Below are 17,230 nucleotides of genomic sequence, written 5' to 3' on the forward strand. Positions count from 1 at the left end.
GCCCCGGTTGTGGGTGCGGAACGTTTTGGTACGTATCAGGCGAATCAAATTAGAATTGACGTTCCTGTTTTAGTAGGGTCTAGCAGGCCAATGTCAACAGCCACTCGTCACACCGAAGCGCTGGCGCTTCAGGCCCTCAGCCGAAAACCGCGCCAGGGGCGCAGCCTTGCCTCGTTCGAACGCATGATCGAAGCGACCAAGGCACTGATGATCGAGACGGGGGGCGACAGCTTCACGTTGCAGGATGTGAGCGAGCGGGGTCAGGTCTCGATCGGCTCGATCTATCTGCGGTTCGAAAGCAAGGACCGCCTGCTGCACGCGGTGATCGCCGAAGAGCTGACCGCGATCCTCGCCAAGGAGCGGGTAATGATCGACGAGGTGCTGGCCGAGACCGATAGTCTCGGTGCATTCCTGCCGCTCTACATCAAGCGCTACAGCGCGTTTCTCGAGCAGAATGCGCCGCTGCTGCGCACGATCATGGCGCGGGCCGAGGTCGATCCGTTGGTTTCGGATCCGGGCAAGGAAACCGCGCGGCGTTCAGCCGAAATGTCGATCGCGGCGATCCTGACCTTCCGTGACGAAATCAAGTCAGCCGATCCGGAAGCCAAGGCGCTGGCAGTGTTCCAGATCGTTTTCGCCACGATCGCGCGCCAGTTCGGGCTTGGCTCGACGCCGGAATCGAGCGATCCCTTCCTGTGGGGCTTCATCAAGGACGAGATTTCCAAGATGGCGCTCGCCTATCTCCGCCACGCGGATTGAGGACTGGGCGGCCTACCTTGTCGCGGGGCTGTGCAGGGTGGCCCTGGATCCCCGCCTTCGCGGGGATGACGAGATTTGGATATGGCCCGGCTTCCTGAACCTCTCGTCATCCCCGCGAAGGCGGGGATCCAGAGCGGCACCATATTACCGTAGCCGGTTCGCAAACGAGCGGGTGGTGGGGCGAGGGCCCCATCCCCTCAGAACGGCCCAGCCAGCCGGTGCAATGCGGCGCCCATGATGCCGCCGATTTCCTCGCCCGGGCGGCCCGCCAGCTGCGCGGCGCCGATCGAGACGCTGGTTTCCACCACATCGCGGCAGCGTTCGTAGCGGCGTTCCTCGTACGCCAGAAGCGCGGCTTCAGCGGTCCCGGCCCGCGCCAATTCCTCGCCCAGAACGAGCGCACTTTCCACCGCGATGCCCGCGCCCGAGGCGAGGTGCGGCGTGGTGGCGTGGACCGCATCGCCGAGCAGCACGATCCGGCCATCCGACCACGGGCGCGGCTGAATCTTCGCGGCGAGCGGGCGGTAGTTGACCCAGTCCTGCGCGCTCATCGTATCGCGCACCCAGCCGGCGTTGCCGCCGAAATCGGCAAGGTGGGCCTTCATTTGCGCCACGAGCGCCTCGCCTTCGAGGCGCTCCTCGCCAGCGTCGTGCGGGGTGAGCAGCCACAGGTAGATGCGGTCCTCGCCGCAGCGGGTGATGCCGACCATGTAGCGGTGGCCGAAGAACATCTCGCCGCGTTCCAGCGTTGGCGGCTTCTTCATCGAGACGCGCCAGCAGCCTTGCCCGGTGCTCTCGGCCTCGCCCATGTGGGGGAACGCAAGATCGCGCACGCGTGAGCGGATGCTGTCTGCGCCGATCACGAGATCGTAGCGGCCGGATGTGCCATCGGAGAAAGTGACGTCAACGCCGCCATCGCGGTTGGCGAGGGTGTCGACTGTCACGCCGAGGCGCACCGGAATGCCGGCGGCGGCAACGCGCTGCTGCATCAGGTGGTGGAGGACGGGGCGCATGATGCCGCCGGTGGCGGGAAGGCCATCCTCGATGGGGGGCTCATCGAGATCGCGCAGGTGCATGCCGTTGAACAGGAACATGCTTGAGCCCGCGACAATGGCGCCTTCGCGGGCAATATCTTCGACCATGCCGAGCCGCTGGTAGGCGCGCAGAGTGGGGCCGGTGATGCTGATGCCCGCGCCATAGACGCGCCATTCGGGATCGAGATCGATCAGCGTCACCGCCACACCGCGCGCGGCCAGATCGATGGCCGCCGCCATGCCGCCGATACCGCCGCCGACGATGAGGGCGGTGCCGATGGCGGAAATGCGAGCAGGTTCAGTCATGTGGCTTGCTTCCCTTGCTTCCCATGGCCCAGGCAATGCCTTCAGCCAGCAGCGCTGCTGCGTGGGGTTCGTCATAGTTTTCTGGCCGATGGCCGATGGCGGTGTAGAACATGCGGCCAGACCCGATGGCCTTGCGCCAGGCGATGGGATGGTAGCCCATCGACAGGCTTTCGCCGCGATAGCCGATCTGCTGGTAGTCCTTCTCGTCTATCGTCGCGACGGCGATCGCGCCGCCTGCCACCGGATTGCGATCGAAGGAATACCATTCCTCGAGCAGCGGGAAGGCCTTCGCGCCGCCCGCACCGATGGTGCCCTGCGGATCGACAAGGCTTACCGTGGCGGTCTGGAACTGCGGGCGGCCAGGATGGCCAATGAAGCGCGCGCCGAGCAGGGTATCGGCGTACCAATCCCAGAACCACTGGGGATCGCCGCCTGCGCCGTGGATGCCGGCATAGCCGCCACCGTGCTCCAGATAGGCCTTGAAGGCTGCGCGCTGCGGCATGGTAAGCGCGTCACCGCTGGTGTTGTTCCACACCACCACGGCAAAGCGGGCGAGGTCTGTCTCGTTCATCACGCCGCCGCGATCCGTGAACACGATCTGCCATCCGCGCTCCGCGGCGATGGCGCGCAGACGCGCGCGGGCGGAATCGACGGAGGGGTTGTCGCGGAAGCCGTTGATCTTCTCGAACACGAGGACCTGCGGGCGGCCATCTGCCGGGGGCAGGGCGGGGCGATCATGATCGTAGCGCGCGCAGCGGGCCACGGTAAAGCCATCGGTGATCGGGAGCATCGCGAGCTTTGCGGCAAGCGCCGGGCGCAATGCTGCTCCATCGGCGCGCACTTCCAGCAGCGCGTTGACGCTGAGGATATTGGCGAAGCCGGGCGGCAGCTCGCCGCCGCCGAAGTTGCGGGTGAAGCCGGATACGAGATCGGGCGCGACCGATGCCAGCGCGGCGGGGCCATCGGGATGCATCAGCACATCCGACAGCGGCGAAACCACGCCGAGCGGCGCCGCCGCCAACGGGCAATCCCGCACTGGCTCCCCCGCAAGAGCCGGGGTGCCTGCAAGCAGCAGCAGCGCGGTGGCGAACGCTCGCAGCATGATCACTGCACCGCCAGCCAGTTGATGTACTGGTCGATCCAGTGATCGCTCGTGGTGCCCTTGGGCATCATGCCAAAGCCGTGCTCGCCGCCGTAGTAGAGGTGGAATTCGACGGCATTGCTCTCCTTGAGCCAGTTGTCGACGAGCTTGAGCCCGCCTTGCTTGAACAGCGGATCGCCTGCGGCAATGGCAAGGAACAGCGGCGGGCGCGGGCCGCCGGTGACGGTCTGGGTCATCGGCGGGTAGATCAGCGCGGCGTGATCGAGCAGCGCGGCTTCCTTCTTCTGCTCGATCAGGCGGATGAGCGTGCGCGAGCCGGCGGAAAAACCGATGGCGCCGATCTCCTTGGGATCGATCTTCCATTCCGCCGCGCGGGACGAAACCACCGAGATGGCCGCGGTGAGATCATCGACCGCCGGGGGCAGATCGGCGAGCTCGCCCTTGCCAAGCTGGCCGAATTTCGACGCCATATCGGCCATGAAGCCTTCCGGCGTCGGCGGGGTGGGGTTCACCCGGTACTTGAGGACGAAGGCGGTATAGCCCTCTGCGGCGAGGCGGTCCGCCACGCGGAAGCCCTCGCTATCGATCGAGACGAACATGTAGCCGCCGCCCGGAACCACGATCACCGCCTTGCCATTGGCGCGGCCATTCTTGGGCCGGATCACGGTGAGCGTCGAGCGCTGGACATTGCGCGCCCAGACCTGACCGAACACGCGGTTCCACACTTCGCCGCCCACCGGCACGTTGTTGAGCACGATCTCCTCGCCGCGCACGGCGGGCACGGGATCGGCGGAGAGATCCGGCGCCTGCGCGCGCGCCGGGGCGGCAGCGAAGGCCAGCAGCGCGATCAGGAAGGCAAGGGTCTTGCGCATGGGGTCAGGCTCCTGCCGTGTGGTTCTTGATGTAGTCGCGGTAGACGAGCGCGCTGGGCTTGGGCGTGCGCGCGAAGGTCTGGCGGTCGAAGCTGTGAAGGCCGAACCGGGGCTTGTAGCCGAAGACCCATTCGAAGTTGTCGATCAGCGACCAGTGGCAGTAGCCCTTGACCGGCACGCCATCGGCCATCGCGATGCGCAAGTGATCGAGCGCCTCGGGAATCATCCAGGCGCGTGTGCTATCGTCGTCGGTGCCAACGCCGTGCTCGGTGACCATGATCGGCACCTTGCTGACATCGTGGGCATAGCGCACCGCCCCAGCGAGCGAGGCGGGATAGACTTCCGCGCCGATATAGTTGCGGCGCGCATCGGCAGGAGCGGGAAGCTTGCCGGTCTTGCCCCAGAGCGCGCGTTCGTAGTTCTGGACGCCGAGAAAATCATCGGCCTGGGCAAGGCGCAGCCACGAATTGTAGAACTTCTCGCGCATGGCATCGCGCACCGATCCGCGCTCCGCCTCCTGATCATCGATCATCGCGAGGCTGACGCCGACCGGGAGATCGCCGCGCACCGCCTTGATCGCGGCCTTGCCGAGGGTGTGGCCAGCCTGAAGGTGGGCCTGAACCTTGGCCGGATCGGGCTGGTAGAGCGCGTTGCCCGCAAGGAACAGCGGCACGCCGAGTTTCTTCGCCGCCGCTTCGACCATGGCCTTGTCCTGATCGAGCAGGCCTGGCGGCAGAAGGTATTGGAGCACGCCCGCCAGATTGGGCTCATTCAAGGTCGTCGCATGATCGATCCCGGCGGCGAGGCGGCGCGCGGCATGATCGCAGAAGCGGGCGAAAAGCTGCGGTGCTTCATCGTTCATCCAGCCGCCGCGCGCGGCAAACCAGATCGGCGTGGTGAAGTGATTGAAGGTGACGATGGGCTTGAGGCCCATGGCGCGCGCGCCTTCGATCACCTGCTTGTAGTGATCGAGCATGGCGATCGAGAACTGGCCCGGCTCCGGCTCGATCCGCGCCCATTCGAGGCTGAAGCGATAAGCGTTGAGGCCAAGGTTCTTTGCGAGTTCGAGGTCGGTCCGCCAGAGCTCGAAGCTGTTGGCGGCATCGCCCGAGGGCTCCGTGAATGCCGTGGGCTTGATGTTTTCCAGCAGCCAGCAATCGGCGTTGACGTTGTTGCCTTCGACCTGATGGCCGGCAGTGGCCGCGCCCCAGATGAACTCGGCGGGGAAGGGGCCGGGTGCTGCAGCCTTCGTCACCGCCTTCGCCACGGCGTGCGAGGCCGCGCTCATCGCAAGGCCCCCAGCGGTCGCCGCCACGAACGTGCGCCGGTCGATTGCCATTCCATGATCTCCCATCTGTTTGATGCTGATCTGGGCGAAATCATCAATCAAGTAAAATTGTCATGATGCATCAAGTCGTATAGACGGAATCGATACATTGGCTGGCCGCAGGGGATGATGGCAGGATGCGCTACAAGGGTCTCGATCTCAACCTCCTCGTCGCATTCGACGCGCTGATGACCACCCGCAGCGTCAGCCGGTCGGCCGAGCGGCTGAACCTCAGCCAGCCGGCGATGAGCGCGGCGCTTTCGCGGCTGCGCGAGTATTTCGGCGACGAACTGCTGCAGCTGCAGGGCAAGCGCATGCACCCCACGCCCTTCGCCGACGAGCTGATGCCGCAAGTACGCGAGAGCCTGCTGGGGCTGGAGGTCATGCTCTCGCGCTCGCCCCATTTCGATCCGGCGACGTCGCAGCGCAGCTTCAAGGTGGTGACCTCGGACTATGTCTTCGCCTCGCTGATCGTGCCGCTCGTCGCGCAGCTGGCCGAGGACGCGCCCGGCATCCGCATCGATTGCGAACTGCCGCAGCCGGGCACGGTGCAGGAGCTGGAGGAAGGCAAGATCGATATCACGATCACGCCGGAGTATGTGATCGGCGGCAATCACCTCTCCTATATTCTCTACCACGAGCCGCAGGTGGTCGTGGGCTGGAGCGGGAATCCGGCGATTGCGAACGGCACGATCACCGAGGAAGCGTTCTTTGCGGCGGGGCATGTCGCGGTGGTGCTGGGGGGCGGAAAGACGCTGTCCTACGCCGATCGGACATTGGACCTGATGGGGCGGACCCGCACGATCGAGGCGACAGTGGCGATCTTCACGGCGGTGCCCTGGCTGATCGAGGGCACCAATCGCCTTTCCGTGATGCATTCGCGCCTGGCCGCGCAGCTCAAGGGGCGGTTCGCGATCACGAGCGCGCCGGTGCCGTTCGAGATTCCGGCAATGAAGCAGATGCTGAGTTATCACCCCGGCCGCAAGGACGATGCCGGGCTGGCCTGGCTGCGCGGGCGGATCGAGGCGATTGCGCACAAGGGCGAACTGGTCAATGCATAAATCTTATGGATATCCAAACATCCAAAGAAGCATTTTTACAGATTGATCGCGCGCCAGCAGAAGGGTGCCGGGAGAGAGACCGGGACATGCTGACCTTCGCGCACGCACTCACGATCGCCATGGAGACTTTGGCGGAAGGCCGCCGCCGTGGCTTTGCGCCGCTGGCCTGCGTCGTGCTCGACCGCGGCGGGCACACGCTGGCACTGCTGCGCGATGAGAACGCATCGATCTACCGGCCCGAAATTGCCATGGGCAAGGCAGCGGGCTGCCTCGGCATGGGCTTTGGCGGACGCGAGCTCGCCAAGCGCGCTGCGGCGATGCCGATGTTCTTCAATGGCCTGCAGGCGGCTTTTCCGCATGGTATGCTGCCGGTGCCCGGCGGCGTGCTGATCCGCGACGCTGATGGCGCCTTGCTCGGCGCAGTTGGTGTGACGGGCGACACTTCGGACAATGACGAGATCTGCGCGCTTGCCGGGATCGCGGCGACGGGCCTCGTCGCGGATACCGGCGCATGACGGGCACGCTGTTTACCGATGTGATGATCTTCGACGGCAGCGGCGCGGCGCTGTTTCCGGGCGAAGTGCTGGTTCGCGGCGAGCGGATCGAGGCGGTGGCGAAGGGCGATGAACGCCTGCCGCGCGAGGGCGTGACGGTGGTGCAGGGCAAGCGCCGCACTCTCATGCCCGGCATGGTCGAGGCGCATGGCCATCTCACCTGGCCGACATCCATCGAGCGCACGATCAACACGATGAGGCCGCTGCCGATCGAGCAGCACGTGCTGGTCACGGCGCAGAACGCGCGGATCACCCTCGAGGCGGGGTTTACCAGCGTCTATTCGGCGGGCTCTCTGGGAGAGCGGATCGAGCCGGCGCTGCGCGACATGATCGACGCCGGCTTCCTGCCCGGCCCGCGCCTGCGCGCCTCTGCGCTGGAAAAGGGCGCGGAAGGCGTGCTCGGCGTGCCGGCGGGGCATGACCCCACGCACCAGCGCGATATCCCGCATTTGCGCGAGTACGTGGCGCAGAAGAAGGCCGACGGCTGCGACACGATCAAGTTCCTGATGTCGAGCGACGATGCCTTCCAGCCGGGCGGTTCGCAGACGCTGATGTATTCCGAAGAGGAAGCGCAGGCGATTGGCGAGGCCGCGCGCGAGGCGGGGATCTGGCTCGCTTGCCATGCGCAGGGGGCGGAAGCCGTGAAGCGCGCGTTGCGGGCCGGTTTCCGTGCGATCTATCACTGCACGTATGCCGATGAAGAAGCGCTCGACCTGTTCGAGGCCATGAAGGACCGGACTTTCACGGCACCGGCGGTCGGCCTGCTCTGGGCGCGGGCCTATGAGGCGCAGGACTTCGGGATTGGACCGAAGGAAGCCGCCGAACTCGGTGCGCTGCGCGGGATCGAACTGGGCAAGCAGGTTATCCCGCAAATGCGCAAGCGCGGCATCCGCGTGCTGCCCGGCGGCGACTACGGCTTCCCCTATAACCCGCACGGCCGCAATGCGCGTGATCTGGAGCACTTCGTGAACCTGTTCGGCTTTTCGCCCATCGAGGCACTGGTTGCCGCGACGAAGCAGGGCGGCGAACTGGTCGGCTGGGATGTCGGGCAGGTCAGGGCCGGGTATCTGGCCGACTTGCTGCTGGTCGACGGTGATCCCACGGCCGACGTGCGCATCCTGCAGGACAAGCAAAATCTTGCCGCCATCATCAAGGGCGGGCAATTCATCAAACCACTTGAGCGACATGAAAAGGGCTGAACTATGAGCCGCGTTACCGAAATCCGCTATGTCGGCTATGCCGTCACCGATCTGGCCGCCGAGCGGGCGTTCTATGCCGACAACTGGAAGCTCAAGGAGGTCCAGGAAGCGGACGGCATGGTCTACTTCGCCGCTGAGGGCCATGACGAGCTTTACGTGGTGCGGCTGCGGCCTGATGCGGTGCAGCGGATCGATGTGATCGCGTTGGCCGCCGACAGCGAAGCAGACGTCGATGCGCTGTTTGCCAAGGTGCGCGACTATGGCTGCCAAATCGTGTGGGAGCCCAAGGCGCTCGACCAGTTCGGCGGCGGCTACGGCTTCCGCTTCTTCTCCAAGGACGGCCTGCCCTACGAGATTTCCGCCGGCGTTGCGCGCGGGACAGCGCGGCAACTCGCGGTGCGTGAGGCGATCCCCGAGCGGATCAGCCACATCGTGATGCATTCGCCCCGCCACCACGAGGAGCTGGCGTTCTTCACCGATGTGCTGGGCTTCAAGGTGAGTGACTGGCTGGGCGATTTCATGGTCTTCCTGCGCTGCAACGAGGCGCATCACCGCATTGCCTTCCTCCCCGGTCCGCCGTGCCTGAACCATGTCGCCTATGACATGGCCAATGTGGACGAGATGATGCGCGGCGTCGCGCGGCTGAAGCGCCAGCACATCGATATCCGCTGGGGGCCGGGCCGGCACACGGCAGGCAACAACACCTTCAGCTACTTCACCACGCCGGGCGGCTTTGCGGTGGAGTATACTGCCGAGCTCGAGAAGGTCGATTTCGAGGGCCACGTCGCGCAAGTGATCGCGCCTGCGCCCGAGATCATGGACCAGTGGGGCATCGGCGTCGGCGGGCCGCAGACCATGCCCAAGCCCGCGCCCGATGCGGCGCTGTTCCAGCCGGCAGGGGTTTGAGCCATGGCGCTGTTTGAACCGTTTCCCAACTACATCTGGAACCTTTCGGTCGCCATCGCGATGGAGAACGGCGGGCGGATCGGCGAGATCGTCGACATGATCGCTCCGCTCAAGGCCAAGGCGCAAAGCGGCGCTGATGCCGGTACCGCCGATTTCATGGCCGAATGGGTCAAGATGGGCGACAAGCTGGTGGGCCTTGCCGAGGAAGACCTCGCGCTGGGCCGCGAGTTTTCCGCCGGAACCAAGCTCAAGCGCGCAACGATCTACTACCTGACGGGCGAGCGCATGCAGGCGCATGGATCGCCAGGGCGCGAGCAGACTTATGCCAAGGCGCTCGACAGCTTCCAGCGCGGTACGAAGTTTTCCGCCGATCCGGTGGAGCGGGTGGAGATCCCCTACGAGGGCAAGACGATTGTTGCCTATTTCCACCGCGCCGATGTCGATGGACCTGCGCCCTGCGTAGTCTATTGCAACGGGCTCGACAGCATGAAGGAAATGCTGTGGCTCGGCGGCTTCCCGGAAGCCTTGGCCAAGCGCGGCATCCACACGCTGTGCGTGGATCAGCCGGGCACCGGCGAGGCGCTGCGGCTGCAGGGGCTGAATGCGACGCCTTACTCCGAACAGTGGGCCTCGAAGTGGGTCGATTGGCTGGAGACGCAACCGCATGTCGACAAGTCGCGCATCGGCATGACCGGCATTTCGCTGGGCGGCCACTTCGCACCGCGCGCGGTCGCTTATGAGCCGCGCTTTGCCAGCGGCGCGGCTTGGGGTGCCAACCACAACTGGCGCGAAGTGCAGGACAAGCGCATGGCGCGTGAGGGCGAAAACCCGGTGCCGCACTACTGGGGCCACGTCTACTGGGTGTTCGGCGCGAAGGACCACGCGGACTTCCTCGCCAAGAGCGACGACATGAACCTCAACGGCCATCTCGACCGGATCAAGGTGCCGTTCCTCGTCACCCACGGGGCAACCGACCGACAGATCAGCGTGGATTATGCGCACCAGAGCTATGCGCAGCTGGTCAATTCGCCCCGGCGCGAACTGAAGATCTTCACCGCGCGCGAAGGCGGGGTGGAGCATGTCGGCGCGGACAACATGAGTTTCGGCAATGATTACATAGCCGACTGGTTCGCCGACACGCTGGGAGGCCGCACCAAGGCCTGATTCCGGCCTTCCCCTACGGACAGGCTACTATTTCCGGCCTGTTTCTGGCACTACCCTCTTGCGCCATTCGCGTGCGCAGGGGGAAATTGCGCGTGCCGGATCAGAAGACGCAGATCGTTGTCGTGGGCGGGGGTGCCGGCGGGCTGGAGCTCGTCCGCAAGCTCGGCGCCAAGTATGGGCGCAAGAAGCACGACATCATTCTGATCGACCGCAACCTGACGCATATCTGGAAGCCGCTGCTGCACGAAGTGGCCGCCGGCTCGCTCGACGCCAATCTCGATGAAGTCGGCTACGGCGGCCACGCGGTGCGCTGGGGCTACCGCTTCTTCCAGGGCAGCATCGAAAGCATCGACCGCGAGCATCGCACCATCACCACTTCGCCGCTGCTCGATGAGCGCGGTGAGGAAGTGATCGGGCGACATACGGTGCGCTACGATTATCTCGTGCTGGCGGTCGGCGGGATATCCAACGATTTCGGCGTGCCCGGGGTGCGCGAACATGCGATGTTCCTCGAGGATCGGCCGCAGGCGGACAAGTTCCGCCAGAAGCTGCTCAACGCCTGCCTGCGCACCAACCATGCGCACCATACCGGCAATCCCGATGCGCGGGTGCGGGTGAGCATCGTCGGCGGCGGCGCGACCGGCGTGGAGCTTGCGGCGGAACTCTACAACGCGGCCAAGGCGCTGCGGCACTACGGCCTTGAAGTGTTCGACGAGACCAAGCTGGAGGTCTCGCTGCTCGAGGCGGGGCCGCGCATCCTGCCCGCGCTCGATGAAGTGCTGGCCGGGACTGCGCGCGACGAACTGCAGAAGCTTGGCGTCAAGGTGCTGGAGCGCACGCAAGTGGTGCGGCTGGAAGACCGCGCGGTCCATACCGGCGATGGCAATGTGATCCCGTCAGACCTCATCGTCTGGGCGGCGGGTGTGAAGGGCGCCGAGGAAATCAAGACGATGAGCGATCTCGCGCTCACTCGCGGCAACCAGATCATCGTGCGCCCGACGCTGCAGAGCGAGACCGACGAGCGGATCTATGCGCTGGGTGACTGCGCATCCTGCATCCTGCCCGGCAAGGAGCGCCCGGTGCCGCCGCGCGCGCAATCGGCCCACCAGATGGCGAGCCTCGTGTTCACCAATCTCGTCCGTGCGCAGGCGGGGCAGCCGCTCAAGGACTTTGCCTACGCCGACCACGGCTCGCTGGTCTCGCTGAGCCGGTTTTCGACCGTGGGGAGCCTGATGGGCAACCTCGTCGGCGGGCGCATGCGTGTGGAGGGGCGCATCGCGCGGATGGTCTACATGTCGCTCTACCGCATGCACCTCATCGCCATTCACGGTTGGTGGCGGGGGATCACGCTGATCGTGATCGGGCATGTGAACCAGATCGTGCGGCCGAGGCTCAAGCTGCACTGAGGGCTGGCTGTCCGGCAGACCTGCTCATAACAGAGGTAATTTCCCCGTCGCCCCGTGCTTGACACGGGGCTTGGCTCGTCTTTGCCGCCAAAGAAAGCCAAGGCCCGTGTCAAGCACGGGCCGACGAAAGCTGGCTCAAAAGCGAACCGGAATTCAAGTTAAGCGGGCTACTTCTCCACGTTCAGCGTCACTGGCCCAAGCAACCCCGAAGGCCGCAGCGGCGCGTCGGCGCGGTAGGTTTTCAGCGTGGTGAAGGTGATCGGCTTGGCACCGGGTTGGGCGTCCCCGATCAGGCGGTTGACCCACAGGTTGGTGACGCGGATTTCGAGGGTGTTGGTGCCGGGGCGGGCGATGCCGGTGATGTCGGCTTCGTAGGGCGGGTTCCACAGTATGCCGGCGGACTTGCCGTTGACCAGCACTTCAGCGAGATCGCGCACATCGCCGAGATCGAGGATGAGGCGCTGGCCGGGCTTGGCGGCGGGCACCTTCAGCGATTGGCGATAAGTGGCGGTGCCGGAGAAGTAGCGCACGCCGGGATCGGCGTTCTGCGTCCAATCAGCGAGCGCGGGGAGGGTAACGCTGGCGGGGGCGCCGCGGCCGGGCTGGAAGGTCAGCGCCCAGGGGCCGGTGATCGTGGTGAGCGAGGTTCGCACCGGGGCCGGGGCGTCGAGGCTCACGGGGCCAGCCTTGCGGAACACGACGAAGCCCGATTGCCAGGGTTTCAAGGTCAGCGCGATGGCGGTGCGTCCGCTCTCGGTAGTGTAGCCGATCGGGCTCGCCTTGCCGGTGGCAGCGTCCCACCATTCTGCGGCCTTGCCGGTCTGCGCAAAGCTCAGCGTGGTTGGCTCGGCGCGGTTCTTGCGGTTGGTGATGAAGTAGATTTCGGCATCGCCGGTGGTGCGGTGGACGAAGCGGAGTGCGGTGTCCGGCGCGGCCTTGGTGTAGGTCAAGTCCGGCGCGATACCGAGCATGGCAAGCGCGCTGTCGGGGTCGTGGCTGGCGAGGACGCGGCCTTTGCCGGTAGCGCCGTTCCACAGCGCATCGGCGAGGCGCGCGAAGACGGCGGGATCGTCCTGCAGGGCAGGTGAGCCTGTGGGCTTTTCGCCGATCAGGGTGGCACCGCCGCGCACAAGGGTGTCGATGCGTCGGAGCACGGCGAGGCTCATCCGCGCCGAACTGCCGCCGAGGTAGAGCGCCTTGTAGCGCGCGCCGCTTTTGGCGACGAGGTCTGCGCCGTCGTTCGCAAGCTTGTTCAGTAAGACGTCTGGGTTGACGAAATCGAAGGCGTTGGCGGTGGGCAGATCGCCCGGCACCGCCTTGGCGAACAGGCCGGTGAGCGGGGCTTCCTCGCCATAGAAGTACGCGACATCCGCCACGTTGCGGCCCTGCTGGAGCATGTAGCTGCTGCGCGCCATGTAGTCGGTCCAGGGCCGCGCCTGCTCGGCCCAGGTTTCAAGGCGGTTGAAATACTGGCCGAAGATGAAGAGCGAGAAGCCGGGGGCCTTGTCCGTCAGGGGCTGGTGGACCGACGTGTGGATCACCGGGCGATTGACGCCGAGGGCGAATTCCATGTCGATCATCGGCTTCACGTCGCGCGGGGCGAAGGCCCAGGGCTGGAGCGCGGCGGTGAGCGATTCTGCGGCGACGAGGTTCTGCCCATAGACGTGCGCGACCGAGGCCGCGCCGCGCATGTCGCCCTGATAGCTCGGCTGAGGCTCGCCATGCGCGGCATCGTAGGACCACATCGCGGCCATCGGGATATCGGCGTTGCGGCGCATCGCCATGTCGTCGCCAAGCGAGGGGCGCTTGTCTTCCAGGGCTTCGGAGTAGTGGATCAGGCCGCGCTTGTGGGCCTCTTCGGCGATGGTCTTGTAGTGGGCATCCGCCATGAGATCAGCGAGCGTTTGGCGGTAATCGTGCAGGAACGCGTCGGTGCGCGCCGGGCTGCCGAGGATCACGCCGGTCAGCGCGGGCAGCCACGGAACGGGATCGTAGCCGCGGCGGGCCTTGAACTCGGCGACAATGTGCGGGGTCCAGTTGCTCGCGCCAACCTCGATACTGTCATTCAGAAGCGCGCGCACGCCGTGCTGGCCGATCATGTCCGGCCCGGCGGCGGCGATATAGGTATCGAGGTAGGTGTTCACATAGCGGCGAACAGCGTCCGCATCGAACTTGTCGACTTCGAACCCGGTCGCCTCGGGCGGGGCGGGGTGGTTCTCGGTGCCGGTGAGCGAGTAGCCAAGGCGCAGGACGCGCCACTGGCCCTTGGGCGGGGTCCAATCGAGACTGCCATCAGGTCCGACGCGGCTCGTGAGATCGATCACCGCGCTTTCCGGAGTGGCGGGCGCTTCCGGCGTAGGGATCGCGTTGTAATCGAGGGTGGTGGCGAAACCGGCCTTTTCCTCGAAGCGGTGGGTGCGCGGCGTGGCGGAAAAGCCGAGTTCGGCGATTGTGACATGGGGGCCGGTGCCACTCATGAAGCCGGGGAAGCTGGGAAATTCCACGCCAGGCGCGGGCGGGGTGGGCAGGCCGAAGCCGGACTGTTCGGTAAGGAAGCGCACGCGCAGCGCCTTGGCGGCGACCGGCGCAAATGTGATCGTGTACTGCGCCGAAGTGCCGGTGGGGAAGCGGGTGACTTCGTGAAACGCGGCGCCATCCTCGCTCGCCTCGAGGACCGGCACGAACTTGGCGGCGCTGAACAGCGAGACCGGCGGCATGGCGAGCGTGGCCGAGCGGACCAGTTGGGGCGCGGTGAAATCAGCGCGGATCCATGCGGGGGCTTCGGAATTGCCCGCCGACAATTCGATGGTGGTGGCCTGCTTGCCATCCGTAAGCCTTGCGCCGTCGATGGTGCCGGAGGACGCTGTCCACACCGGCGCAAGCGGTGCGGCTGCTTCAGGAACGGCGAGGACATAGGTATCGCGGTAGAGCTGCGGCAGATCGGTCTTGGGATGATCGACGCCGATCTCGGGCTGCATGCCGAGATCCTGGAACGGGCCGGTGGAGCTGGGCGGCGGGGCCAGCTTGCCCTTGAAGCGCTTGCCACCGGGGATGCGGGTTTCGGACCAGACGAGCTTCTTCATGCCGTCTTCGGGCTTGACCCACGGCCCGCCGCTTTCGCTCCAGCCCGGAGAAGCGGCGATGGCGAGTTCGAGGCCGAGCTTGTCGGCGGTTTCGGCGGCGGTGCGGAAGGCGTGCTTCCATTCCGGTGTCATGTAGACGAGGCGTTTTTCGACGACTTGCGGCGTCTGGAGCTGCGCATCGAAGGTCTGCGCGCCGCCGATGCCGATGCGCTTCATCCATTCGAGATCGAGGCGGATGCCTTCCTCGGTGATGTTGCCGTTCATCCAGTGCCACCAGACGCGCGGGCGGGCGGAGGAAGGGGGATCGCGGAAGCCATCGGCGAGCGGGTCAGCCGCTTGTTCGGCGTGAACGGGGGCGAGCGCGCTGCCAGCGAGCAGGAGCGCGCCGAGGGCGCGGATAGAGGCCTTGTGCAACGCTCTTCTCCCGAGGCGGTGATTGTTTATGATTGCTTTGATCAAAAACGCGCATCGGATGCAAGCGAAATTCCATTGCGACCGGGGCGCAGGTTAGCGTGGCATCGACCCCTTTGCAGGTATGACGAATGGGGCAGTTGTTGATATCGGGCCTTGGTGTTAGCTTTCCGCGCACAGAACAGCCGTGGGGGTTCGCGCAATGGCGGCAGGTATTAAGCCGGTGATATTCAAGTATTACCAGCCAGCGACATTGCTGGCGATCTTCGCGTTCTGGTCGCTGCTACCGCCGGAGCTGGTGACGAATGGCTGGACCATCGTCATCGCCGCGGTCTGCACCAAGTTCATGATCCTGGGGCTGGAACAGATCAACGAGCGCCACGCTGGCTGGCGGCTGACCCGGGCGGAGTTCTTCTCCGATCTGTTCTACTTCGTGATGTTCTACACGGTGGTGCGCTGGGCGGGCAAGCACTGGGCCGATGCGCCGCTGATCGGCGTCAAGGATGCGCTGGGCATCCACACGCCTTGGCTGGAGCACGCGCCGCTCATTGTTCAGGTCGCGCTGATCATGCTGTTGATCGAGTGGGGCCACTATTGGCTGCACCGCGCAATGCACAACTGGTTTCCACTGTGGGTGGTCCATGCGCCGCACCACTTTGTGCGCCAGCTGAATGCGCTAAAGGGCGCGGTGGGCAATCCCTTCGAACTGTTTCTGATCGGCCTCAGCGTGACCGTCTTCCTCGATTTCTCGCTGACCGCGCTGCTGTGCGCCGGGCATATGCTGGGGACAATCGCGGCGTTCAGCCACGCCAATGTGCGGTTCAATCCGCCGCGCTGGTATTCGGCGGTGTTCACCACGGTGGAGGCGCACAGCCTGCACCATTCGGTGGAATACGAAGACACCCGCTGCAACTATGCCTGCGCGCTGATCCTGTTCGACCGGCTGCACGGGACGTTCAAGGCGGGCGAGGCGGTGGAAGTGGGGCAGGAAGGCCGGCGCCATATGGGGATCGGGGAGACGCTGATCTATCCGGTGAGCCCGGTGATCAGCTGGATGAAGGGGCGCGTGTCCCCCTCTCCCAACCCTCTCCCCTAAAGGGGAGAGGGCTTCTCAGGGTTTCGCCAGTTCCGCGCCCTTGGGCCACCACGTCAAGGTGTGGATATCGTGCGCCGAGGTCCAGACGCCCTTGGGTGTCCAGCGCAGTGCGCCGCTGCCGACGGGCTTGCCGAGGCGGGATAAGATCGCGTTGGTCGCTGCGTCGATCACCACGAATTCCTGATCGTCGGTGGTGCGCAGCCACACTTTGCCGTCGCCGGTATCGATATCGCCCCACTTGAGGTTGTCGCCCACCTTGATGCGGGTGGTGACAGTCATCGTGGCGGGATCGATCTTCGCGACTGTGCCGTCCCCCTGTTCCTGAACCCAGACCGCGCCTTCGCCCGCGACGAGGAAGCCAGGTGCTTTGCCGAGCGGAACGGTGCCAGTGACGGTGTTGGTAGCAGGATCGATGCGGCTGAGGAGCTGCGTCTTGGCGCTCACTGCCCAGAGCGCGCCTAGGCCGAAGCTGAGATACCACGAGCCGGGGGAAACTTCGATCGTGGCGACGACCTTGTTGGTGGCGGGATCGATGCGCGCGATCTTGCCGTTCGCATCGGAACCGATCCAGACCGCGCCCGCGCCTGTTACGGTGTTGAGTTCGCCTTCCAGGTTGTTGGCGATTCCGGAGGAGACGGTAGCGAGGAGCTTACCGGTCTTCACGTCGATGCGCTTGACCGCGGCTTCGGGGCAATCGGCAACCCACAGAGAGCCGAAATCGACGCTCATGCCGCCGCAGGGGCGGCCCATGGGGCTTTCCGCTTTCTTGCCCTTGGCGGACCATTGCTCAACGCGGCCCTTGTTGGTGGCCCAGACGGTGTCGCCATCGATCGCGAGAAAATCCGCAAAGCCGGGGACGACCTGAACGTGGGGCTTGGGGGCCTCTGCGTGGACGGCAACAGGGGCCAGCGCGCTGGCGGCGATGAGCAGGGCCTTGAGCAGGGTCATGC

14 protein-coding genes are annotated in these 17,230 nt (G+C 65.4%); 8 read left to right on the top strand and 6 right to left on the bottom strand.

Going from position 1 to position 17,230, the window contains the following annotated elements; all coding sequences use genetic code 11:
* The first annotated feature begins 90 nt into the window (after window positions 1-90).
* Window positions 91-759: a TetR/AcrR family transcriptional regulator gene (locus ACO06X_RS00505; RefSeq protein WP_298170585.1), complete on the top strand. Its 669-nt coding sequence runs from the start codon at window positions 91-93 to the stop codon at window positions 757-759.
* Between the two features lie 197 nt (window positions 760-956).
* Here the strand turns inward: ACO06X_RS00505 and ACO06X_RS00510 are convergent, their stop codons facing one another.
* Genes ACO06X_RS00510 through ACO06X_RS00525 form a run of 4 tightly spaced genes read right to left on the bottom strand, consistent with a single transcriptional unit; the run spans window position 957 to window position 5,412 of the window.
* Window positions 957-2,099 carry an FAD-dependent monooxygenase gene (locus ACO06X_RS00510; RefSeq protein ID WP_421838077.1) on the bottom strand — a complete coding sequence of 381 codons (1,143 nt, stop codon included), beginning with the start codon at window positions 2,097-2,099 and terminating at the stop codon, window positions 957-959.
* Complete coding sequence (locus ACO06X_RS00515) at window positions 2,092-3,201, bottom strand: ThuA domain-containing protein (RefSeq protein WP_421838078.1); 1,110 nt, start codon at window positions 3,199-3,201, stop codon at window positions 2,092-2,094. Before ACO06X_RS00515 ends, ACO06X_RS00510 begins: the two co-directional genes overlap by 8 nt.
* 2 nt (window positions 3,202-3,203) lie before the next feature.
* A complete protein-coding gene (locus ACO06X_RS00520; RefSeq protein ID WP_421838079.1) occupies window positions 3,204-4,073 on the bottom strand; it encodes an alpha/beta hydrolase in 870 nt (289 codons plus the stop codon).
* A 4-nt stretch (window positions 4,074-4,077) separates the two neighbouring features.
* Complete coding sequence (locus ACO06X_RS00525; protein ID WP_421838080.1) at window positions 4,078-5,412, bottom strand: glycoside hydrolase family 1 protein; 1,335 nt, start codon at window positions 5,410-5,412, stop codon at window positions 4,078-4,080.
* A 125-nt stretch (window positions 5,413-5,537) separates the two neighbouring features.
* Between ACO06X_RS00525 and ACO06X_RS00530 the strand changes: the two genes are divergently transcribed.
* The 6 genes from ACO06X_RS00530 to ACO06X_RS00555 all read left to right on the top strand — a co-directional run bounded on the left by ACO06X_RS00530 (window position 5,538) and on the right by ACO06X_RS00555 (window position 11,690).
* Window positions 5,538-6,461 carry a LysR family transcriptional regulator gene (locus ACO06X_RS00530; protein ID WP_421838081.1) on the top strand — a complete coding sequence of 308 codons (924 nt, stop codon included), beginning with the start codon at window positions 5,538-5,540 and terminating at the stop codon, window positions 6,459-6,461.
* 86 nt (window positions 6,462-6,547) lie between these two features.
* Window positions 6,548-6,976 (top strand): GlcG/HbpS family heme-binding protein, encoded by a 429-nt coding sequence (locus ACO06X_RS00535; RefSeq protein WP_421838082.1) that lies wholly within the window; start codon window positions 6,548-6,550, stop codon window positions 6,974-6,976.
* Window positions 6,973-8,214 (top strand): amidohydrolase family protein, encoded by a 1,242-nt coding sequence (locus ACO06X_RS00540; protein ID WP_421838083.1) that lies wholly within the window; start codon window positions 6,973-6,975, stop codon window positions 8,212-8,214. Before ACO06X_RS00535 ends, ACO06X_RS00540 begins: the two co-directional genes overlap by 4 nt.
* A 3-nt stretch (window positions 8,215-8,217) precedes the next feature.
* Window positions 8,218-9,120 carry a VOC family protein gene (locus ACO06X_RS00545; RefSeq protein WP_421838084.1) on the top strand — a complete coding sequence of 301 codons (903 nt, stop codon included), beginning with the start codon at window positions 8,218-8,220 and terminating at the stop codon, window positions 9,118-9,120.
* A 3-nt stretch (window positions 9,121-9,123) separates the two neighbouring features.
* The gene (locus ACO06X_RS00550) at window positions 9,124-10,284 is read left to right on the top strand and encodes an alpha/beta hydrolase (protein WP_421838085.1); all 1,161 of its coding nucleotides are present in this window, start codon (window positions 9,124-9,126) and stop codon (window positions 10,282-10,284) included.
* A gap of 92 nt (window positions 10,285-10,376) precedes the next feature.
* On the top strand, window positions 10,377-11,690 hold the full coding sequence (locus ACO06X_RS00555) for an NAD(P)/FAD-dependent oxidoreductase (protein ID WP_421838086.1): 1,314 nt from the start codon (window positions 10,377-10,379) through the stop codon (window positions 11,688-11,690).
* A gap of 167 nt (window positions 11,691-11,857) precedes the next feature.
* Here ACO06X_RS00555 and ACO06X_RS00560 read toward each other — a convergent pair whose 3' ends face one another.
* Window positions 11,858-15,187 (bottom strand): glycosyl hydrolase, encoded by a 3,330-nt coding sequence (locus ACO06X_RS00560; protein ID WP_421838087.1) that lies wholly within the window; start codon window positions 15,185-15,187, stop codon window positions 11,858-11,860.
* Window positions 15,188-15,386: 199 nt separating this feature from the next.
* Between ACO06X_RS00560 and ACO06X_RS00565 the strand changes: the two genes are divergently transcribed.
* On the top strand, window positions 15,387-16,280 hold the full coding sequence (locus ACO06X_RS00565) for a sterol desaturase family protein (protein WP_421838088.1): 894 nt from the start codon (window positions 15,387-15,389) through the stop codon (window positions 16,278-16,280).
* 15 nt (window positions 16,281-16,295) lie between these two features.
* Here the strand turns inward: ACO06X_RS00565 and ACO06X_RS00570 are convergent, their stop codons facing one another.
* Complete coding sequence (locus ACO06X_RS00570; protein WP_421838089.1) at window positions 16,296-17,228, bottom strand: YncE family protein; 933 nt, start codon at window positions 17,226-17,228, stop codon at window positions 16,296-16,298.
* Between the last annotated feature and the right edge of the window lie 2 nt (window positions 17,229-17,230).

Source organism: Novosphingobium sp. (assembly GCF_965229225.1).
Lineage (GTDB): Bacteria > Pseudomonadota > Alphaproteobacteria > Sphingomonadales > Sphingomonadaceae > Novosphingobium.